This window comes from Thalassobacillus devorans MSP14 (assembly GCF_000496835.1).
In the GTDB taxonomy this organism is placed as follows: Bacteria; Bacillota; Bacilli; order Bacillales; family Halobacillaceae; genus Thalassobacillus; species Thalassobacillus devorans_B.
The window spans coordinates 482,202-504,917 of sequence record NZ_KI543237.1 but is presented as its reverse complement, the minus strand read 5'-3'; the positions used below and the strand labels follow the sequence as shown (position 1 = coordinate 504,917).

Sequence of the window (22,716 nt, the reverse complement as noted above, 5' to 3'; positions counted from 1 at the left end):
TGATTTTTTGGAAAAAACCTTTTTGCTCAGTCGACTAAGCTTTAAGTTAACTCTATGCTAATAGTGAAAACCAGCTATGTAAACGTTTTCAAAATAATGTTTTTTAAATATTTAAAAAACATTTTGTGCATTTTGTTCACAAAATGTTTTGGTGGACATAATATCTTCTTTCCGGGCGTCCAACGATGCCGTAAACCTGTTCCGCATACGCTTCTTCTATACCGACAAGATATTCAAGATATCTTCGGGCAGTTGTGCGGGAGGCACCCATCCGTTTGCCGGCCTCTTCGGAAGTGATGCCATCCCTGGAGTCCAGTAATATCGTCTTTACTTTCTTCAATGTATTGGCATCGATTCCGGTCGGGAGGGGGGAAGGTGACTCTTTTTGTTCATCCAGGCTTGGACGGAACATCTGTCTCAGGATGTCTTCATTGACTTCCTGAGTATCTTCCAGCACTTGTTTCTTGTCTTTGTAACGGCTGATCGCCTCCTGAAATGTTTCCAGCGTCACCGGTTTGATAAGGTAGTCCATCACGCCATAACGAATCGCTTTCTCGAGGAAAGCTTTATCGGTTGCAGCAGTGATCATGATGATATCTACCCCGGGATGTGTGTCTCTGATTTTATGGAGGATTCCTGTTCCCAGCTCATCAGGCATATAGACATCCAGTAGCAGCAGGTCAACCTCATGTTTATCTAATGCTTTCAATGTTTCGTCAGCATTGCCCGCCTTAGCGGCCAATTGCATACCTTCGACTTTTTCCAGGAAACTTTCGTGAATCTGTGCTACACGGAAATCATCTTCCGCTATCAATACTCGGTACATTTATGATACCCCTTTCGTGTCTGTTATTTCTTTTGGCAAAATGATCGTAATGGTTGTGCCTTCCTTAACAATGCTGTTGATTTCAATCGAACCATGCAAGTGATCGACCTCTTCCTTTACATTGGCAAGCCCATAGCCGCGGCCGGTTCCTTTCGAAGAGTACCCTTTAGCGAAAACCTTCTCCATGTCGCTTTGCCTGATACCGGTGCCATTATCCGTGACTTCAAAGATAATATCATGGCCCAAATCGGTGACGAAGAAAGAGACTGTTTTTTCTTTTTGTCCAGCCACTCCTTCGAAGGCGTTGTTGATGATATTCCCTAAAATAATGATCAATGGTGATAAGGGGATATGGGCAGGGAGACGCTGGAGTGAGCTGCCATCTTCAATATAAAAGTCGATTTTTTTCTCGGAAGCTTTAGCGAACTTTCCTAGCAGGATAGCCTGGACTTTTTCATCAACAATCTCCTTGAAGAACCGTTCTGTCACTTGCTTCTGGGAATCAGCTTCTTCCTTGATCAGTTCGATGGCATCCTGATATTTTTCCAGCTGGATCAGCCCCATGATGACATACAATTTGCTCGTGAATTCATGTGCCTGGGCCCGGAGGTCCTCCGAGTACTGTTTCACTTCGGATAATGCATCCACCATCTGCTTGATTTCCGTTTTATCCCGGACACTGACGACAATTCCCGTCCGGACGCCACCTTCCAGAATGGGATTGCTATTGATGATCAGTGTTTTTTCTTTGTATTGTAATTCTTTATTTTTAACACCTTTATTCGACTCGATCATTTCTCTCAGTTTCGGGGACGTGATCACATCATTGAGCGTCCTTGCTTCCGCATTGTCTTTTAAATCAAGCAGCTCCCTGGCAGAGGCATTGATCATCGTAATCTTCTCAGACTGGTCAAAAGCAATCAGCCCTTCTTTTACAGAGTCAAGCACTGCATTCCTTTCCCGGAACAGTGCAGCGATTTGGAAGGGCTCCAGTCCCAGCGTGTCTTTACGTATGCTTCTTGCCAGCAGGATGCTGCCAATCACCCCAAGTATAAGCACAGAAGAGGAGGCAAAAATGAAATCTTTAAGATCTGCACGAATTTCCGCATAAATATCTTTCATTTTAAACTCGACCGCCACTGCTCCTTCCACTTTCATATATGTATCATAATCGACCCGAATCGGAACAACAGCTTTCAGTACATCTTCGTCTTCCTCCGGCTGAAGTACGAAACTGCCCCCAAAGGTCAAGGTACTGTAATAATCCTGCTGGTCGATGGATTCAGGCTTTTCTTGTCCTGAGTATCCGACCAGCTGTCCCTCCCGGTCGATGATTTTAATCGCGCTTGCGTCAATCTGGTCCCGAATCCGATCAGCAATATGTTTCACATTCTCATCTTTCACCTTTTCCTTAAAAGCATCCTGGACCACCGGCATGTAAGATAGGGTAGTAGCAGTCTGGAGTGCCAGGTCTTCGGCATTTTGGACGTCCTCGCCGGACTCCATATAGGTGACCATGAAGGTTACCAGGGTCAAAACGAGCAGTAATAGTCCAACGACCAAACCTAGTATTTTGACCTGGAGTGAAACCTGAAGCAGCTTTTTCATAGATATCCCCCGCAGTATTTCTGTGTTAGCGCTTTTATAGCAATTTTAGCAATGTTTTTGAAATATTCAATGTAAGAATAATAGTCTCATAGATCTCTTAGAGAAGAAAAATATTATAGTGAAGGTAAGGAATTTGAAATAATGGTGGCTTTAAAAATTGTAAGTTTTCTGAATAGAACATGTTAGATATTAACCCCTCTTTATTCCTGATTACGATCCGGAATTTTTTTCTGGTGTAATGCGTGTGCCGATAGCCACTTACCTTCCTCTCAAGACCAGAGGCACCATGTGTTAAGAGTTTGTGCATTAGTAGGAAGAAGAATCAATTACTTGCAATAGCATCTCACCTTGTCAGATAATTTTTAAGATTTAGTCTGTTTCTATATAAATTGTATTGACATTGAATATAATTGTCAGTAACATAAAGTTAATTAAATTAATTTTCGATCTTTTTTAGCACCTGTTTGTTTTATTTCCTTTGAAAACGCTTGCTAAGTTAGGAGCTAGTTACTCACTTATTTAAGAAAGAGGGGCGATAACTAGAAAAATAATAATTAAGTAAACAACCGCTATGACAGACTTTATTTTATAAGAAATTAAGGGGGCACCTAAATGAAGAAGTGGTTCTTGTTATTTAGTACTGTTTTATTAATTATGGCTTTATCAGCTTGTTCGTCAGAAAGTGGAAGCAATTCTGGAGCAGAAGGGAATTCCAATACAGATTCTATTACAGCTTGGGCTTGGGATCCCTTATTTAATGTCGCAGCTTTGGAATTAGCAGAAAAGCAATATACACAAGAAAATAAGGACTTTAATTTGAAGATAATAGAAAATGCACAATCTGATATCGTTCAAAAGTTGAATACAGGATTGAGCTCTGGAACTATGAATGGAATGCCGAACATCGTCTTAATTGAAGATTATAGAGCGCAAAGTTTTTTGAAGTCCTATCCAAATGCGTTTTATGATATGTCAGACTATATCAATGAAGAGGATTTTGCAGATTACAAAATACCGCCTACAAGTTTAGGGGGCAAACAATATGGCGTTCCCTTTGATACGGGTGTCACTGGTTTGTATGTAAGAACAGATTATCTAGAAGAAGCTGGATATACACCTGAAGATTTAACAAATATCACTTGGGAAGAATTTATAGAAATTGGTAAGGATATAACAAAAAAGACGGGCAAAAAAATGATTTCATTGAATCCAAATGAACCTGACCATTTAAGATTCATGGTTCAAACAGCAGGGGAATGGTTCACAGGAGAAGATGGTACTACAGCTAATATAGGAGATAATGAAGCAGTAAAAAATGCTATGCGTGTTTATAAGGAAATGCTAGAGGAGGATATTGCACATATTAATACGGACTGGAGTTCTAGAATTGCTTCATTTAATAGTGGAGAGGTGGTTACCGTAGCTACAGGTAACTGGATGACTCCAAGTATAAAGGCCGAAGAATCACAATCTGGAAAGTGGAAAGTTGTCCCAGTTCCGAAGTTATCAGTTGAGGGTGCCAAGAATGCTTCAAACTTAGGTGGGAGTTCTTTCTATGTGCTAAACATACCTGGTAAGGAAAAAGCTGCAGAATTTCTAGCTGATACCTTTGGAAATGACGTTGAACTTTATCAAAAGCTAGTATCGGAAATAGGAGCCATTGGAACTTATCTACCTGCTTTGGAGGGAGAAGCTTTTAATCAAAAAGACGAATTCTTCGGTGGCCAAAAAGTAACCACTGATTTTGTCAACTGGATGAGGGAAATTCCAAGGGTTAATTATGGAATGCACACGTATGCAGCGATGGATATACTAACTGGAGAGTTACAAAACTATAGGACCGGCAAAAAATTAGAAGAAGTATTGAATGATGCTCAGAAACAAGCTGAAGCACAATTAAATTAATATATTCGAAAAAAGGGCCTGGGGCATCAGAAAAATAATTAAGAGCGATGCTCAAGGCCTATTTAAATGCAATTGTTTGGAGTGGGGAAAATGAACCTAAGGGTAAGCAAAAGTCTGATCGGCTGGATTTTTATACTTTTAGCTACTATTTTGATATCTTTATTTTACTTCTATCCTATGTTACAAGCTTTTATACTCTCCTTTAAATCAGGTATGGGAGCAAGCTTGCAGTTTGTTGGACTAGATAATTATATACGATTATTTAATGACCCAGTGGCATTGATCGCAATCAGGAATACTTTTATCTACTTAATCTTCCAAGTACCATTAATGATTATAATAGCTATGTTTTTTTCCGTGCTATTAAATAGCCCAAATTTAAAGTTTAAAGGTTTTTTCCGGACGGCTATTTTTTTACCTAGTGTTATTTCGCTGGTTGCTTACTCCGTCATATTTAAATATTTGTTTTCTACTGACGGGTTAGTCAATGAATTTCTGTTATCTATATCTATAATTTCTGAACCAATCGAGTGGTTGATGGACCCTTTTTGGGCCAAGGTCGTCATTATAATTGCGATAACTTGGCGTTGGACTGGTTACAATATGATATTTTATCTAGCAGGTCTACAAAACGTTGATCATTCTGTTTATGAAGCAGCCAGAATAGATGGGGCAAATGTAGTACAGCAGTTTTTTTATATTACGATTCCGATGTTAAAGCCTATAATCCTATTTACGGCAATTACATCCACTATTGGAACGCTTCAATTATTTGATGAACCAATGAACATCACAATGGGTGGACCCGGAAATGAAACATTGACTATTTCACAATATATTTACAATCTTTCTTTTGAGTATACACCAGACTTTGGATATGCAGCAGCAGTTTCGTTTATCATTGTTGTCTTGACGGTTATCTTTTCTATAATTCAATTCAAACTGGGAGGTGAAAGAGATTGAATAAATTAAAGTTATTTTCAACTTATTTCATTTTAAGCATAGCGACACTAGTTTCACTCTTCCCATTTTTGTGGATGTTAATAAGTATGACTAATAAATCGGTTGATGTTTCAAACGGTCGGCTGCTACCAGGTACACATTTAATTGAGAACTTGAAAAGTTTATTTGAAAACTACAATGTTGGATCGGCATTGTATAACTCGTTTTTTATTGCTATTGTAGCGACAATACTATGCCTAATTGTTTCATCTCTTGCAGGTTACGGATTTGAAATATATAGAAGTAAAGGAAAAGACATTGTCTTTAATATTTTACTACTTTCATTGATGATACCGTTTGCAGCTTTAATGGTACCATTGTTTAGGTTTTTTGGGGGAGTATCTCAAACGATCCCCTTTCTTGGAATTAATACTTTGTTTGCGGTTATTTTACCTTATGTTACCACAGCATTTTTTGTATTCTTATTTAGGCAAAATACAAAAATGTTTACTAGGGAGTTAATTGAAGCTGGAAGGATAGATGGCTTAAGTGAACTTGGGATATTCATCCACATTTATATGCCTTCAATGAAAAATACTTTTGCAGCTGCTGGAATTATCTCTTTCATGAATAACTGGAACAATTTCTTATGGCCATTGGTCATATTACAATCTCCAGACGTTCAGACAATCCCATTGTTGATTTCGAACCTAGGGTCAGGATATTCGCCGGATTTTGGTATTATTTACACAGCAATTGTAATTGGAACAATACCAACTGCTTTAGTCTTCTTCTTTCTACAAAAATACTTTGTGGAAGGGATGTCCGGTTCAGTAAAGGGTTAATTATGTGTGTTTTATAGACTTTTTCATATATAATTGAAATATATAAGTTACTTATAATAAATGTTTGTTAAATGAGATTAATGGAGGCTTTTCCATGCAACGTGGTTCGTTTGAATTAATGAAATCAGTAAATAAATCAATTGTTTTAAATAAAATCCGAACGTCTGAACCTATATCTAGAGCTCAAATTGCGAAGGAGACAAAACTAACTCCTCCAACGGTAAGCAGCATCGTAAGGGAACTGATGGAAGAGGGGTTAGTAAGAGAAAGTAAGCTAGGTGAGTCTAATGGCGGACGTAAGCCTACAATGCTTCATATTAACAGCCAGGCATTCTATGTAATAGGAGTAGATGCGGGGCCTGAAGCGGTAGACTGTGTGTTGACTGACCTAACAGGCCAAATTTTTGAACAATCATCGTATGCCATACCCAAACCATTAACAAATGAAAAATTCCTTTCTATATTAAAAGAAAGTATAGGTGCCATAATCGACACAACTGATGTAATTCAACAAAAAATCATAGGAATAGGAATAGCTATGCATGGAGTTGTTCAAGTAGATAGTGGGATTTCTTTAATAGCTCCTAATTTAGATTTAAAAGACATTCCGATTAAAAAGACGTTAGAAGAAACCTTCCACCTTACTGTTAAAGTAGAAAACGATGCTCGTGCTATGGCACTTGGAGAATCGTGGTTTGGTGGCAATAGTGATGTAGATAGTATGGTTGCTGTTAATTTTGGTACTGGCGTTGGCGCAGGCGTCATTTTAAATGGAAAGTTATACCATGGCGCACAAGATATCGCCGGAGAATTAGGTCATATGACTATTGATTTACATGGGCAAAAATGTGAATGCGGTAACTTTGGGTGCTTGCAAACATTTGTAAGTGGAGAGGCTATTGAAGCTAGGTTTAAAAAGCAATTTAGTTTGCGGGAAAAGTTGAGTGGAGAAGAAATATATGAACTGGCTAAAGGGGACAATAGGGAAGCTATTCAATTTTTGAATGACACTGGTAAAACCATTGGTATTGGTCTAACAAACCTAATCCATCTACTAAATCCGAATAGGATCGTGTTGGGAGGGGGCGTTATGAAGAGTAAAGAATTCCTTTACCCTGAAATATGTAGTACGATTAAAGAAAGAGCGCTTTCAGAAGAAGCGAAAAATACAGACGTGACTGTCTCGGGTCTGGGGGATAATGCGACATTACTTGGAGCTGTTTCTTTATTGTTAGTAGAACTATTTGAATACTAGATATAGTATGATTCTCGAATTTAAATAATCGATTTTAAATATTCAATGTAACTTTCTCGTTACAATCCTCACTAAAGAATCGAAAGGAAACCCATGGAAACTTAACTGTTTTTCATCAGATTTTGCTTTTTATTTATTGATATGTTCTGGTAACTTGCAGCTAGTTTTTCCAACTTTGACTAAAGGACTCACTCCCGTTTTCTCGAATAAAAAGGAACAAAAAGAAGTTAATCTAACAATTTGATTAACTTTTTTTGTTCCTTTACTATTATATACTAAATTCCATAATAGTTTGATGAGTGTAAACCTCTCCGGCGTTTAGTATGAGACTGGGTAAAGATTCATCGTGTAAAGATGCAGGGGGAGCTTGTGTTTCGAAGCAAACCCCAAGATGCTTTTCAGATATTTTTTCTCTTAATTCCTGACCTTCCTCTAGATTATTAGCTGTATACAATACCATCCCAGGTTGGTTCGTTTTTATTTTGAGTACACGCCCACTATTAGCTTCATTCATGACCACTTTTTCTTTATTTGAAATGTCGTCAAAAACAAAATAGTGATCATAACCTCCACCAACTATGCTGTTTTGGAGAAAATGTTGATTGAATCCCTCACCAAGCATGCGACTTGTTCGAAAATCAAACGGGGAATTATTGACGCTAATTAAGTTTCCAGTCGGGATCAATTCTTCGTTCAATTCTATATAATTACTACTATCTATGGTTACAAAATGATTATCTACAGTATTTTTTAAATTGCCGCTCAAGTTAAGGTAAGTATGATTCGTTAATGCTATTGGTGTCGTTTTATCACTTGAAGCCGTGTAGTTTAGAAGCAACTGATTGTTGTTAGTTAAAGTATAAGTAACCATTATTTTTAGATTACCAGGATAACCTCCTTCATTATCTTCGCTTTGATAAGTCAGAGTTAAGCCGACTTTCTCATCTGTGCTAAATGTAGTGACGTTCCAAACTACTTGGTGTAGGCCTCTGCTACCACCATGCAAGTGATTTTTTCCATCATTGGTCTCCAGCCGGTATGTATCCCCATTTAAATTAAAAGAAGCATTTTGCACTCTTCCTGCAATCCTCCCTATAATAGCTCCTAAATAATCGGGGTTGGTTTCATAATTTTTATAGTTTTTATACCCCAGAACTATATTTTCAAAATTGCCGTTTTGATCAGGGACGATGATCTTAGTAATAATACCGCCGTAATTTAATACACTTACAGACATCCCCTTATTATTTGTTAAAGTGTATTCATTCCAGTTCTTAAACACTTCATTTCTACTTATATTCATAATTTATGTCCGCCTATTCATTTAATTTGTTAATAAATCTATTGAAAGCAGCACGATTTTTTAATACTCCAGCATCTTCTAGTGCTTTTATAAATTTATTTCCCAGTTCTTTCTGTATGATATTTTTTGCTTCTTCTTCACTGTGAATCGTATTATACTTATCTTTTAATTGTTCAGCCCATTTTTGATGGTAATCTGGAATATTATTTCCTTTTCCCTGTAAATATTTTTTAACTTCTAAAAGCTCAGTTTTTAATCTCGGAGGCAATATAGCTAATCCCATTACTTCTATTAAACCTATATTTTCTTTTTTAATATGATGCACGTCAGCGTGTGGATGAAAAATCCCTGAAGGATGTTCCTCTGATGTGCGGTTATTACGCAGAACAAGGTCAAGCTCGTATTCGCCATTCTTCTGCCTAGCAATTGGAGTTATCGTATTATGTGGTACGTTATCTGTAAATGCGGAGATATCAGAAAGTGGATCTGAGTAATTCTTCCAGGTGTTTAAAACGTGATTGGCAGCATTTACTAGATCTGAAAGTTTTGTACCTTTGAGACGAAGAACGGACATTGGCCACTCTAAAACAGAGCAATCTATTTTAGGGAATGCTCTTAGTTTAAAATAAAAGTCAGTTTTGGCTTTTGTGATTGCAAATTCAAACTTTCCACTTTGATAATGATCATGATTTAGGATAGAGCCACCAACGATCGGCAAATCAGCATTAGAACCGATAAAATAATGCGGAAATTTATCGGTAAATACAAGAAGCCTTTCAAATGTTGTTTTATCAATCTTCATGTTGCGATGCTCTTCAAAAAATAGAATACTATGCTCGTTATAATAAACATACGGGGAATATTGTAAGTACCAATTCTCGCCTAGAATAGGTACTTTAATAATTCGGTGATTAGCTCTTGCCGGGTATCCTGTTCTTCCTAGGTATCCTTCATTTTCTTTGCAAAGGACGCATTTTGGGTAGCTTAGCTTTTGCTTTACCTCTCTTTCTCGTTTAATTTGAACAGGGTCTTTTTCGGGTTTTGATAAATTGATAGTAATATCCATTTCTCCATACTGTGTTTCCGTTTTATAAGAAATATTTTTTGAAATACGATTTATATGAATATAGTTACTATTTTTACTTAGATTGTAAAAGTAATTCGTTGCTAAACGAGGTGATTGGGTATATCTATCATAAAACTCTTCATTTATGACTGAGGGTCTAGCAATAAAACAATTCATTATGTTTGCTGATAAAATTTCTTTCTCATCAAAAATGTTTTCAATAAGGCCGATTTCGATTGCATCAGCAATAATATTTTCTAGTATATGAGGAATTGAACCCGTGCTGGGATTATCTATTTTTTCTGGAAATGACTTTAGACTTAACAGTCCCATTAATTGGTTCCGTACATAGTTAACATCTGAAGCTTTTATCAACTCCATACTTAATGCTTTCTTAATCAGCCCTTCAATATGTTGATAAATCATGAGAAATCCTTCCTTCCATACCCTAATGGATGCGAAGAATGCCAGTTCCAAGCATCCTCAAATATTTTTGAGATTGAGGTTTTTTTAGGGTCCCAGCCAAGAATTCGCTTTGCTTTTTCAGAACTTGCAATCAATGTGCTTGAATCACCAATTCGACGTTCTCCTATCTTTGCAGGAATTACCTTTCCTGTTGTTTTACGGGCTGTATTGATCATTTCTCTCACAGAAAAACCTTTATTGCTTCCTAGGTTGAAAACGTCACTATCTCCACCGCTCTTTAGATACTTTATTGCCAGAATGTGAGCGTCAATTAAATCTTCAACATGGACATAATCACGTACACAAGTGCCATCACTCGTATTATAATCCTCGCCAAAAATAGTAATAAACTCTCTTTGGCCTAAAGCAGTTTGTAAAATAATTGGAACCAAGTGTGATTCAGGACGATGATCTTCACCTATTTCAGAACTCTCCTTTGCCCCAGCTACATTGAAATAACGTAAGGAAACGTATTTGATTCCGTGAGCCTTCTCCGTCCATTTCATCATTTTTTCCATTGTAAGTTTAGTTTCTCCATACGTATTTGTCGGGTCAGTAGGCGCTGTTTCTTTAATAGGCACATCTTGAGGTTCTCCATATGTCGCAGCAGTGGATGAGAAGATAATATATTTCACCTCTGCTTCCACCATGGCCTGTAGCAATACTTGTGTTCCATAAACATTATTATCAAAATATTTGAGTGGCTTTTCCATCGATTCTCCAACGAGTGAATTTGCAGCAAAATGAATAATTGCTTCAATTGACTCTTTAGCAAAAACAGAGCGTAGAAATTCTATATCCCGGATATCTCCTTCGTAAAAGTTCGCTTGAGGGTGGAGGGCGGCTCTATGTCCAGTTTCTAAATTGTCAATGACAACCACTTGTTCTCCCTGATCAATTAATTGATGGACAGCGTGTGAGCCGATGTAACCAGCCCCACCTAAGATGAGTATGCTCATATCAACACTCCTTCAGAGATTTCCTTTATATTATCGCCGATTTTCGGATTGTAGAACGTAGCTTCATAACCAACTTTTTCTACATAAGTATTATTCACATTTTTTTTGAATGCTTCTAGGTGCTCTTTTTCGACAAGAGCTATTGCACATCCGCCGAAACCTGCACCTGTCATGCGAGCTCCTAATACACCTTCTTGTTTCCAAGCGGTTTCCACGATTACGTCAAGTTCTTTTCCTGTTACTTCATAATCATCCCGTAACGAAACGTGAGATGTATTAAGTAATTGTCCGAAGGCATGTAGGTCTCCTTTCTGTAAATTGTCAAAAGCTTCTAATGTACGAGCATTTTCATAAACAACATGTTTCGCACGTTTTTTATCCACTACGTTAGTGATTAGATGTTTATTATGTTCAAATACTTCTTTTGAGAGCTCCCCTAAACTATGAATGTTTAGTTTTTTTTGTAAATCCAGTAGAGCTCTTTCGCATTCCTTTCTTCGGTTATTATATTGAGTGCCAGTTAAAGAACGTTTCTTATTAGTGTTAATGATTATAATAACGTGATCAGTTAATCTTAAAGGGGCATATTGGTATTGAAGAGAGTCACAGTTCAATAGAATAGCGTGTTCCTGTTTACCTAGTCCTATAGAAAATTGATCCATAATCCCACTATTAACACCAATATAAGTGTTTTCAACTTTTTGCCCAAGTTTAATCATATCAATCCGATCTACCATAATGTTATATAAGCCATTGATAAGTGCACTGGTCGCAAGTTCAATTGAGGCCGAAGAAGATAAACCGGCACCGTTAGGAATATTACCGTAAAATAGAATATCAGCACCTTTAGAAAAAGTTACTTCTTTAGTGAGCAAAGAGAATATTCCTTTTGGGTAGTTTGCCCATTCTTGTTCTTCATTGTAGTTTAACTCAGATAGATCGCACTCAATAATTCCTGTTTCAGGAAAATTAAGTGAATATAAGCGTAGCTTTGAATCATTTCGTTTGGCTCCCAGTGCATAGGTGCCATAGGAAATGGCTGCCGGAAAAACATGCCCCCCATTGTAATCTGTGTGTTCACCTATTAGATTAATGCGCCCTGGAGCAAAGAATGTTCTTATTGGTTGGGTGGTATTAAAAATAGTTTGAAATTCTTTGGTGAGGTTTACTCCTGATTTCATATGAGACCTCCTGTTTTTTAACTGATTATTGATAATTCAGAAATTAGATAGTATAATAATCTAAAGTATCTTTATTAATTAAAATAATTAAGTTAACATCAGTTTACTATCATTTTACGAGTTACGCAATAGGTGAGATTCGGAAAGTGGCTCATACTGTGAAATTTTAGGAGGTTACTATGTATGCTATATCAAAATGATTTTCAACAATTATCGGTACTTGAAAAGAATCGATTGAAAGAAAGGTCTTATTTTATGTCATATTCTAATGAACATGATGCACTTACGTATCAGCGGAAGAATGCTGCTGGTTATCAATCACTAAATGGATTATGGAAATTTCATTATTCTACTACACCAGGCGCGGCTCCTGATAATTTTTATGAAGATAACTATGATGTGAATGGATGGGATGATTTACAAGTTCCATCAAATTGGCAGATGAACGGATATGGAAAACCACATTATACCAATGTGCAATATCCTTTTCCGGTAGATCCCCCATTCATCCCAACTGAGAACCCTACAGGCTCTTATCGAAAAGAGTTTTACTTTACTAATAAAAACTTGCACGAATTTACTGTTCTTCGTTTCGAAGGAGTGGACAGTGCATTTCACGTCTGGATAAACGGTGAGTTCGTTGGATATAGTACAGGAAGCCGGTTAGCCGCTGAATTTTATATTTCTACTTATTTGCGTGAAGGAAAGAATACTATTTCTATTCGCGTATACCAATGGTCGGTAGGAAGTTATATCGAAGACCAGGATATGTGGTGGTTAAGTGGGGTTTTTCGAGATGTTTATTTAATAGGCAAACCCATTACTCATGTTCATGACTACTTTGTGAAAACCACTTTTGACAGTAATTATGACAATGCAATCCTTGAAATAGAGACTGAAATCCATTCAAAATTAGAAGAATCATCACATTACAACATAGAGTACCAATTATTAGACTCTGGGCATCAACTAATAACTTGGGCGAATTCAGAAGTGAAATTAGATACTAAAGAAAAAAAGCTATCAAAAAAAATTCCTGTAACCTCCCCTTATAAATGGACAGCTGAAACTCCTTATCTTTATCACTTGCTCATTGTAGTACGAGATGAAAAAGATAATACATTAGAAGTCCTTCCGGGAAAGGTTGGGTTTAGGCAGGTAGAACTGAAAGATGGTCTAATTCAAGTAAATGGAGTGCCTATTCTATTTAAGGGTGTTAACCGTCATGAACACCATCCAGATCTCGGAAGATCTGTACCTTTAGATGCGATGGTAAAAGATATTCAACTAATGAAAGAACATAATATAAACGCTGTTCGAACAGCCCACTATACAGATGATCCTCGCTTTTATGACCTCTGTGATGAATACGGCCTATATGTAATCGATGAAGCAGATTTAGAATGTCACGGGTTCGCATTAGTAGGGAACTGGAATCAATTAAGCGATGACCCTGAATGGGAGGAAATATATTTAGATAGAATGAAGCGGATGGTCGAGAGGGACAAGAATCATCCATCTATCATAATTTGGTCATTAGGGAATGAATCTGGCTTTGGCAGTAATCTTATAACAATGTCTAATTGGACTAAACAAAGAGATGATACAAGGTTAATTCATTATGAAGGGGAAACTCGCGCTATCATGACGAAGTCTAATAACAACCCACAAGAATTAAACGTTGCGTCAGATATGTTTTCTACCATGTACACTTCCATAGAAATCTTAGATCAACTTGGTGAGAGAAAGGATTTAAAACAACCACATATTCTATGTGAATTCGCTCATGCGATGGGGAATGGACCAGGGGGGATTAAAGAATACTTTGAAACATTTTACAAACATAAGCGTTTGCAGGGAGGTTTTGTTTGGGAGTGGATGGACCATGGTATACGAAACTATGACGTAAAAGGGGAAGAGCATTTTGCATATGGTGGTGACTTTGGTGACATTCCGCACGATTCTAATTTCGTTATAGATGGGTTGATAATGCCTGACCGCACGCCGTCTCCAGCATTGATTGAGTACAAGAAAGTGATTGAGCCGGTTAAAATGGAAGCTGTCAATATTGAAAAAGGAGTTATTAGATTTCATAACAAATATGATTTCTCTAATTTAAATCATTTAACGTGCTCTTGGGCAATTCATGAAAGTGGAGAGTTGATACGTTCTGGGGTGTTTGATCTTCCAGTAATTCAACCTGGGACCCATCAGGACGTAAGTCTTCCATTACCTCTTCCATTAAAAGGCGATGTTACAAATGACTATTGGTTAACCATAAGTTTAATGGAGAAAGCAGATACTAAATGGACAAAAGCCGGCCATGAGGTAGCGTGGGAACAGTTTTCACTTCCTGTCTCCTGTGAGTTGGAGGAAGAAGCTCCATTTCTAACAAAGTCTAATTATACTTTAATCCTTGAAACCTATAAAAAGACTAATCAGTTAAGTATTGAAGGAGAATCCTTCCAAATATTGTTTAATATAATGAACGGAGAAATTGAATCGTGGAAATACGAAGGGGCAGAAATCCTTGAAAAAGGACCTTCTATAAATTTTTGGAGGGCTCCAACTGATAATGATCGAATTGGTCAAGAAGAATTCAATACACGAAGGGAAGAGAAAGAATGGAAAGATAATGGTGTCCACATTATGCAACAGCGTTTGATGGATTTCAAATACAACTTAAATCAAGAAGAAAATATAATGTATATCACTATAGAAAAGAAGATATCTCCCCCTGGGCTTAATTGGGGATTTGAAACAACTCTTAAGTACCGGATTTCAGGTAATGGAGTTGTCACCTTAGAAGTGAAAGGCAACAAAAACGGGGTAGGTTCGGCGACTTTACCTAGAATTGGCATTCAAATGTGCTTGGAAAAAAATATAAATCTAGTTGACTGGTATGGGAGGGGACCTGGGGAGTCTTACGCTGATAGTAAATCAGCTAATCGACTTGGAATCTGGTCTAAAAGCATAGAAGAACTATCAACTCCTTACGTAGTTCCGCAAGAAAACGGGAATCGTACTGATGTTAATTGGGTATCACTTACAAATCAATTAGGAAATGGGTTGTTGATTTCCGGAAATTTATTTAATTTCAGCGCCCATAATTATACAACGGAAAACATAGAGCAAGCTTGTCATATAACAGATTTAGTAGAACAAGATTTTACTGTATTAAACATTGACCATAAGCACAATGGTCTTGGTTCGGCAAGTTGTGGGCCAGGTGTACTTGAAAAGTATCAATTAGTAAATGACGATTTTCACTTTACTATTCACCTTAGTGGATATTCGAAAAATGATATTTCGCCAAGTGAATTATCACAAGTTATTGTATGCACCTAATATTTTAAAAGGAAGAAGTACCGAGCAACTATCGATCTCGGTACTTCTTCTTTTTTTTAGTCATTTATACAATATATGGCCGGACAGCTTAGCTAAGGAGTTCTCAAAACGAAGCACGATGGATTCCGCTGGGGAGCCTGGCCAATTGAGAAAGAATCTTATTTTTTTACATTCATATAACATGTCAATGATGTTAGGTTAACGCATTTTACAATTTTTTCTGATTTTCTATTTGTTATCACTCCGAGAGGCTTAATCTTTCCTTATAAGGGGGCAAATTCCTGCCAAATTTTCCATGTTTTATGCATTCATTGGACCTAATTCAGGGAATTCAGCGAATATATGCCCAGTTTACGCTATCTTAATGTTTTTCTGGTTTCATAGAACTATAGGTTATGAATTAAAGGAGGTAATATTTTATGGGAAGAATCTGGAGTACAAGTTTTCTAATGTTTGTCATCGTCGGCTTTGTGCTTTTTGGGATGAATGCAAGCACCGCAGCTGCTGCTACGGTGGATTGTTCCGGAGTCGAGCAATCTGTCGATTACGAAATCCATGACATCCAAGGGAGTGGAAACACCTCCCCTTATGCAGGGAAGACGGTGACGACATGTGGTACGGTCATCGCCACGCACAGTAACGGCTATTGGATCCAGGACACCAGTGAGGATGGGAATGCTGCTACATCTGAGGGGATCTATGTCTATCATTCGAATGGACCAGGGAACATCGAGCCGGGAGATGTCGTAACGCAAACAGGAACGGTAAAAGAATACTATGAATTGACTGAAATAGCAGCATCAAGCGGAGCAAAAGTAGTCGGTTCTTCTTCTGTTCCTGCTCCTATTGAACTAACTTCCACCATGACGAAGCAAGACTTCGAATCCTTCGAGGGGATGCGTGTGATGGTGAAAAACGCGACAGCCGTGGCCGGGAGTAATGAATATAAGGAGACCTATTTAGTACCAGGAACCACAACCAATCGTGTGGATCGAAAGGACGCGACGACGCCTCTATTCAAGATGGGGGACAAACTAGGTAATTATATAAGCGGAGCATCTACGTTCGATACCATCACCGGCAGCCCCATCGGTCCAATGGATTATGACTATGGGGCTTATACATTACAGTGGAATTCCGGCACACTGAATGTCTCAGATGAAGGGCATACAGAGAATTCGTTAGCTGCGGATAGTTCCAGTACATTGACGGTGGAAACTTTTAATGTGGAGAATTATTTTGCTGCCGGTTCAGAAGTTACTCCTGGAGACTCCAGCACCACAGTAACGCAGGAAGCATTTGACACAAAAACAGCCAAGCTCTCCCTTGCCATACGTAATAATCTTGGTTACCCCGATGTTCTTGCTGTACAGGAAGTGGAAAATAAACAGGTCCTTGCCAGCCTGGCCGCTAAAATTGAAGCCGATGGCGGACCGAATTATACCCCGTATTTAAAAGAAGGAAATGACAGCCGGGGCATTGATGTCGGCTACTTGGTGAAAGATGGTGTAAATGTTGTTGGTGTGGAACAAATCGGTGAGAATGCCACAACTACGGTCAACGGCGGTTGCGCCGATTCCGGAAATCTATTATTCGACCGTCCTCCTTTGCTGCTACATGTAAAAACAGATAGCGGAGTGACGATCTCTGTTATCAACAACCATTTCATGTCCAAAAGCGGACCAGATGCTTGCCGGAGTGCTCAAGCCACTTATGTAGCTGATGCAGCTGAAAAAGAACAATCCAACGAGATGGAAGTGATGGTTACAGGAGATTTGAATTCCTACGGGGATGAAGAGCCTGTAGCGATCCTGGAAAACAATGCAAATCTGACGAACATGATTTATCATATTCCGGAGGAAAATCGCTTCAGTTACATCTACACCGGTAAGGCTCAATTTCTAGACCACTTGTTGGTCAGCGGCGGTTTGCAAAACCAAGTAACAAAGGTGAATTCCGCCAAGATCAATCCTGATTTTCCAGCTTCCCTTGCATCAGACCCAACCACCCCATTGAGTGTTTCCGATCATGATCCATTGGGGGTCGTATTCAACTATGGAACTTCCTATGACGGGGGTTCTAGTGGGAATGATGGAAAGCTTGTGATTTCAGAAGTGTATTATGATACAACAGGAACAGATAGCAAAGAAGAATTTGTGGAACTATATAACGGAACTAGTGCTGATATGGACTTGAGCGGGTATTCCCTGCAGGATAACTACGAATCCTTTACGTTGCCATCCGGTACATTCATTGCACCAGGCCAATACCTGGTTATCGCTAAAGACGCAGCCGGGTTCAGTAACCTATTTGGATTTTCTCCAGCTGTGGGCGGCATGTCCATTTCCCTCAGCAATAGCGGGGATCAGGTTGTCCTGAAGGATGAAGCGGGCAATGAGATGGATTTTGTAGCTTATGAAGGTTATGCCAGTGGATGGGATATCCGTGCGAATCGAGGGGAAGCCATTATCCGTACGGATGTGGCATCTGACAGTGATTCGGTTTCGGATTGGGCAGCTGTTGCCCCCTCTCCAAATGAGTAGAAAACTTGTCTCCATCTTTGTGAGGGAGACTTGATAGGGGCATTTACATTTGTTGAAGATATTTTCCAGTGGCTGATTAATAATTTAGATAGAAATCTTGCTATCCTTTGCAGAGAATTTAGATTTGATGTTTAGCACAGATAAGTATTTTCGTTTTTTGTTTCAAATGACACTTCCTTTTGGGTTTATATTTGCTTATGGTAGGAAATTGAAAGGTACAGATGTAATGTCAGACGCTGCATAGTAACTATCGTAAAAGTTTAAAGGATACATAGAAAGGAGAATGAACATGTGAGAGTTTTCAAAGGAACATAATCGAAAACAGAAGACGTTTATTAGAAGATTGCGATTGAATTAGAATGAAAATACCATAAACACACCCCGGGTCCTCCAGATTTTGGAGGGCTCCGGGGTGTGAGCGTTCATACCCCAGGTCCTCCAGAAAATGGAATATTACTATACGAACATCAGCTTCAGTTTCTTCTTTGCTTCCCTTCCCCAATTCTTCACAGCATCGACCGTAGTGTTTTCTTTCTTCGCAATCACTGCATAAGGCAGATCCTCTACGATGAAATACTTCACCCATTTCCATTGCTTTTCTGTCAATTCATTTTTCAAGCGATTCCAAAGATAATAATCTTCCGGCTGATCATACGTGCTGTTGTCTTCCAGGTTAGCGTGCTGGTCAACATAGTTCTTTTCGTTTTCTGCTGCTTTGGAATGCTTGCGGATCAGGTCGATAAAGCGGTGGTGTATTTTATAATTTGCCAGCTGCCGGAAGGCTCCTCGCTCCGGGTCAAAGGACTGATATGCTTCCCATAGTGCGATGCAGCCTTCCTGGTAGAATTCCTGCTCCGGATCATTGATATGTAACTTATGGATATGATAATGGATCATATTGTCGTATTGCTTTAATATTTCTTCGAATGGTTGATCTAATTGCTTTGACATTTTATTCTCTTTTCGAGAACCGGTTCTGCAGTTATTAGATATCTATTTTTATAATCGAAGGCGGGTATATCAGAGTGTTATACAAGGTTAAGTATTATTTGTAGTTGATAGTGATAGAATTGAAGCCGGATATAAGAAGCAAGGTTTAAAGTTGACTTATACCAAGCAACGTTAACCTAATGAAAAACATAGTTGACAAACTTCGCTAATATACGGTAATCTTCACTCATACATAAAACTAATGAACAGGTGGGTGGAGATTATGAAATTGAGAACAATGGTTTATGCGGCTTTATTTGCTGCTATTATTGGTGCGCTCGGTCTAATGCCTCCGATTGTCACACCGTTTACGCCGGTACCGATCACGGCTCAGACCTTAGGGGTGATGCTCGCTGGATCTATTTTAGGGGCGAAACGTGGCGGGTTGAGTCTATTACTCTTTGTTTTGCTTGTGACATTTGGTGTACCGCTCCTTTCCGGAGGAAGAGGCGGGCTTGGTGTGCTATTCGGGCCATCCGGCGGTTATATCATGGCTTGGCCGTTTGCCGCTTTTATCACCGGATTTCTGGTCGAACGTTTCTGGAATAAACTCAATCTCGGGCTTTACATTGCCTTTAACGTAATTGGCGGAATCCTGTTTGTATATGCCTGTGGGGTTACCTATTTATCTTTCATTACAGAAACTCCATGGACGAAGGCGATGTGGGCAGCATTCGTGTTCATCCCTGGCGACCTGGTGAAAGTGGTAGTGGCTTCCTTGCTTGCACGACAAATCAATCGTGTCTATCCGATAATTGAAAAAGGGAATCAACGTTCGAGCAAGGTTTCGAATGTTGCCTGAATAAGAGGTTTGCCTGAACTCCGGCAAACCTTTTTTCTACATAAAGAAGAGGTGAAACGTGTGGCTTGTATCGGGGAAAAACTAATACAAATAGCGGAAGACAATCCCGGGCGGATTGCCATCGAAACGAAGGAAGGCATAATTTCGTATCGGGATTTCTATCAATCTATCCAGTCTCTCCAGGGTAAACTTGCTAAAAAGCTTTCTGATATAAAAGGGAAAAGAGTAGGGTTCCTGCTCCCTAACAGTCCCAGGTGGTTAGAACTGTTCATCGCCATCAGTTCATGCGGAGGGATTGCGATACCGTTTGATCCGAAATGGAAACTGGCGCAGCTCTACGATGTAATCGGTGATGCCGAGCCGGATCTCATCATCTATGATTCTATTTTTGGTGATCGGTTTGAGAAAATGGAGGCTGTTTCTATTTCTGAACTGGAAGCGAATGCTCCTGCTGATGGGAAACAGGGGCATGCTGATGATCATGACCCTTTTTATATTGGATATACTTCTGGAACTACCGGGCGGCCGAAAGGTTTCATCCGAAGCCATGCTTCCTGGGCGGATTGTTTTTCTGTAGGGCAGGAAGTTTTCTCCCTGTATGAAGCAGATCGAATCCTTTGCCCGGGGCCGCTTGTCCACTCCCACTTTTTATATGCAGCTGTGCAAAGTCTGCATATCGGTGCCACATTATATTTGACGGATACGTTTGAGGCAGGCGAGGTCTGGGGTCTGCTGCAGAAAAGCGATATTACCGTTCTGTACATCGTACCAACCATGTTTGAAGCACTGAATCGTGTGAGGAAGGGCGAAACTGCCCCAACGTTACAGGCGTTGATATCCTCTGGAGCGAAATGGGCTGAACCATCGAAACAGGAAGCCGTGCAGGTGTTTCCGAATGCGAGTGTGCATGAGTTCTACGGGGCATCGGAATTGAGCTTTGTCAGTTATCGCAATGTGGAGGAAGCCCTCCCTGACGGAGCGATTGGGACTCCTTTTCCGGAAGTGGAACTCGCTATTTTTTCAAATGAAGGAAAGCGGGTTCAAAAGGGAGAAGTCGGCAGCTTGTTTGTAAAAAGCCCCTGGACCTTTGATGGTTACTTGAACCTGCCCGAAGAAACAGAAAAAGTGTTTGCTGGTGACTGGGCAACGGTCGGAGACCTTGCTTTTGAAAATGAAGCAGGTCATTTTATTTTAGTAGGACGGAAACAAAACATGATCATCAGCGGCGGTCTCAATATTTATCCGGAGGAAGTCGAACAAGCGATTCGTAAACATACAGCGATAGAGGAAGTAGTGGTAAAAGGAGTAGCGGACGACTATTGGCGTGAGAAAGTCGTCGCTTTTGTAACTGCTGCCAAAGACGAATCGCTCATGATCGAGGAGATAAAAGCCCACCTTGCTGACTTTTTGCCCAAGTATAAATGTCCAAAAGAATGGTACGAGCTCGAAGCTTTCCCTTATACGAGCAGTGGAAAAATAGCGCGGAAAAAACTTCAAATTCCCTTAAGGAGTGAGTAGATGCAAGACGCTGTCATTGTCAAAGCAAAACGGACGCCGGTAGGTAAAGCAGGAGGGGTGTTGTCCCATATCCCTCCCGAAGAGCTGATGCGTCCTCTGTTTGAAAACCTGGTAACAGACATCGATCCAGAAGAAATTGATGACGTCATTTTAGGGAATGTGGTCGGTCCAGGAGGCAATATCGCACGTTTGTCGTTGCTGACAGCAGGGATGCCGGTGACGATCCCTGGAGTAACCGTGGATCGTCAGTGCGGATCAGGGCTTGAGGCAATCAATATGGCTGCCCGGCTGGTCCAGGCTGGAGCTGGCGATACCTATATTGCTGGCGGGGTCGAGAGCACCAGTCTCGCTCCCTGGAAAATAAAAAAGCCTGCGAACCTCCATGACCCGCGAGGTCCTGAACTTTATACAAGAGCAAGATTCTCCCCTGATGCGATCGGTGATCCTGACATGGGGGAAGCGGCTGAAAATGTAGCTGAACACTACGATATCTCACGGGAAGAACAGGATGCGTTTGCCTTACATAGTCACCAAAAAGCAGTGCATGCACAGCAAAACGGTATTTTTGATGAGGAAATTGTTCCGGTAGCTGGCGTCAGGGTCGATGAATGCCCGAGAGCCGATACATCACTGGAAAAACTGCGTCGCCTGAAGCCGGTGTTCAAGCCAGAAGGAACGGTAACCGCGGGGAATGCCTGTCCGATGAATGACGGAGCGTCTGCTGTGCTGATCATGTCATGGGAAAAGTGCCGGATGCTCGGTCTGGAGCCATTAGCGCGCTTTGTGGACAGTACCGCTGCCGGGGTCGATCCCAATCTGCTTGGCATCGGTCCGATTCCTGCCGTAGAAAAGTTGTGGAAGCGGCAGAATTTGAGTCAGGACGACATTGATCTCGTCGAATTCAACGAAGCCTTTGCTTCCCAAGTGATCGCCTCATTGAAAGAGCTGGAGATTCCTTTTGAAAAGGTCAACCGGTCCGGTGGTGCCCTGGCATTAGGCCACCCGTATGGAGCTTCCGGGGCAATTCTGGTTACCCGCATGGTCCATGAACTGGCCAAAGGGGATGCCAGGCGTGGAATTGCAACGCTTGGGATCGGCGGGGGAATGGGACTTGCCACTTTGTTAGAAACCATGGAATAAATATTGAACGGGAGGGCTGT

At 39.9% G+C, this 22,716-nt stretch carries 16 protein-coding genes; 9 read left to right on the top strand and 7 right to left on the bottom strand.

Translation table 11 applies throughout. The annotated features are described in order from the left end of the window. Nucleotides 1-136 precede the first annotated feature (136 nt). Nucleotides 137-826: a response regulator gene (locus P855_RS0112810; protein WP_028783943.1), complete on the bottom strand. Its 690-nt coding sequence runs from the start codon at nt 824-826 to the stop codon at nt 137-139. Next, entirely contained in the window at nt 827-2,434 is a 1,608-nt protein-coding gene (locus P855_RS0112805) for an ATP-binding protein (protein WP_028783942.1), read from the bottom strand. It abuts the gene before it with no gap. Between the two features lie 612 nt (nt 2,435-3,046). Between P855_RS0112805 and P855_RS0112800 the strand changes: the two genes are divergently transcribed. The 4 genes from P855_RS0112800 (at nt 3,047) to P855_RS0112785 (ending at nt 7,381) form a co-directional block, all read left to right on the top strand. Next, entirely contained in the window at nt 3,047-4,339 is a 1,293-nt protein-coding gene (locus tag P855_RS0112800) for an ABC transporter substrate-binding protein (RefSeq protein WP_028783941.1), read from the top strand. Between the two features lie 90 nt (nt 4,340-4,429). Continuing rightward, a complete protein-coding gene (locus tag P855_RS0112795) occupies nt 4,430-5,302 on the top strand; it encodes a carbohydrate ABC transporter permease (protein WP_051353211.1) in 873 nt (290 codons plus the stop codon). After that, complete coding sequence (locus tag P855_RS0112790; protein ID WP_051353210.1) at nt 5,299-6,126, top strand: carbohydrate ABC transporter permease; 828 nt, start codon at nt 5,299-5,301, stop codon at nt 6,124-6,126. Before P855_RS0112795 ends, P855_RS0112790 begins: the two co-directional genes overlap by 4 nt. Before the next feature lie 94 nt (nt 6,127-6,220). Further along, nucleotides 6,221-7,381 carry an ROK family transcriptional regulator gene (locus tag P855_RS0112785; RefSeq protein WP_028783938.1) on the top strand — a complete coding sequence of 387 codons (1,161 nt, stop codon included), beginning with the start codon at nt 6,221-6,223 and terminating at the stop codon, nt 7,379-7,381. 268 nt (nt 7,382-7,649) lie between these two features. Here the strand turns inward: P855_RS0112785 and P855_RS0112780 are convergent, their stop codons facing one another. Genes P855_RS0112780 through P855_RS0112765 form a run of 4 tightly spaced genes read right to left on the bottom strand, consistent with a single transcriptional unit; the run spans nt 7,650 to nt 12,355 of the window. Further along, nucleotides 7,650-8,684, bottom strand: a complete 1,035-nt coding sequence (locus P855_RS0112780; RefSeq protein ID WP_028783937.1) for an aldose epimerase family protein — start codon at nt 8,682-8,684, stop codon at nt 7,650-7,652. Nucleotides 8,685-8,697: 13 nt separating this feature from the next. Continuing rightward, on the bottom strand, nt 8,698-10,176 hold the full coding sequence (gene galT / locus P855_RS0112775; protein ID WP_028783936.1) for a UDP-glucose--hexose-1-phosphate uridylyltransferase: 1,479 nt from the start codon (nt 10,174-10,176) through the stop codon (nt 8,698-8,700). Next, nucleotides 10,173-11,174, bottom strand: coding sequence for a UDP-glucose 4-epimerase GalE (galE, locus tag P855_RS0112770; RefSeq protein WP_028783935.1), 1,002 nt, complete (start codon nt 11,172-11,174; stop codon nt 10,173-10,175). Before galE ends, galT begins: the two co-directional genes overlap by 4 nt. Next, entirely contained in the window at nt 11,171-12,355 is a 1,185-nt protein-coding gene (locus tag P855_RS0112765) for a galactokinase (RefSeq protein WP_028783934.1), read from the bottom strand. The genes galE and P855_RS0112765 overlap by 4 nt, the downstream gene beginning before the upstream one ends. 183 nt (nt 12,356-12,538) lie before the next feature. On the opposite strand from P855_RS0112765, the gene P855_RS0112760 reads away from it, so the two are divergent. Both P855_RS0112760 and P855_RS0112755 read left to right on the top strand, forming a co-directional pair. Continuing rightward, nucleotides 12,539-15,703, top strand: coding sequence for a glycoside hydrolase family 2 TIM barrel-domain containing protein (locus P855_RS0112760; RefSeq protein ID WP_028783933.1), 3,165 nt, complete (start codon nt 12,539-12,541; stop codon nt 15,701-15,703). Between the two features lie 419 nt (nt 15,704-16,122). Beyond that, nucleotides 16,123-18,246 (top strand): lamin tail domain-containing protein, encoded by a 2,124-nt coding sequence (locus P855_RS0112755; RefSeq protein WP_028783932.1) that lies wholly within the window; start codon nt 16,123-16,125, stop codon nt 18,244-18,246. A gap of 456 nt (nt 18,247-18,702) precedes the next feature. Here the strand turns inward: P855_RS0112755 and P855_RS0112750 are convergent, their stop codons facing one another. Then, on the bottom strand, nt 18,703-19,197 hold the full coding sequence (locus P855_RS0112750; protein ID WP_028783931.1) for a sigma-70 family RNA polymerase sigma factor: 495 nt from the start codon (nt 19,195-19,197) through the stop codon (nt 18,703-18,705). A gap of 262 nt (nt 19,198-19,459) precedes the next feature. Between P855_RS0112750 and P855_RS0112745 the strand changes: the two genes are divergently transcribed. From P855_RS0112745 to P855_RS0112735, 3 genes are read left to right on the top strand one after another with little or no spacing between them, the layout of a single operon-like run. After that, complete coding sequence (locus P855_RS0112745; RefSeq protein WP_028783930.1) at nt 19,460-20,038, top strand: biotin transporter BioY; 579 nt, start codon at nt 19,460-19,462, stop codon at nt 20,036-20,038. A 60-nt stretch (nt 20,039-20,098) separates the two neighbouring features. Further along, complete coding sequence (locus tag P855_RS0112740; RefSeq protein WP_028783929.1) at nt 20,099-21,556, top strand: AMP-binding protein; 1,458 nt, start codon at nt 20,099-20,101, stop codon at nt 21,554-21,556. Continuing rightward, nucleotides 21,557-22,696: a thiolase family protein gene (locus P855_RS0112735; RefSeq protein WP_028783928.1), complete on the top strand. Its 1,140-nt coding sequence runs from the start codon at nt 21,557-21,559 to the stop codon at nt 22,694-22,696. It abuts the gene before it with no gap. The last annotated feature ends 20 nt before the right edge of the window (nt 22,697-22,716 follow it).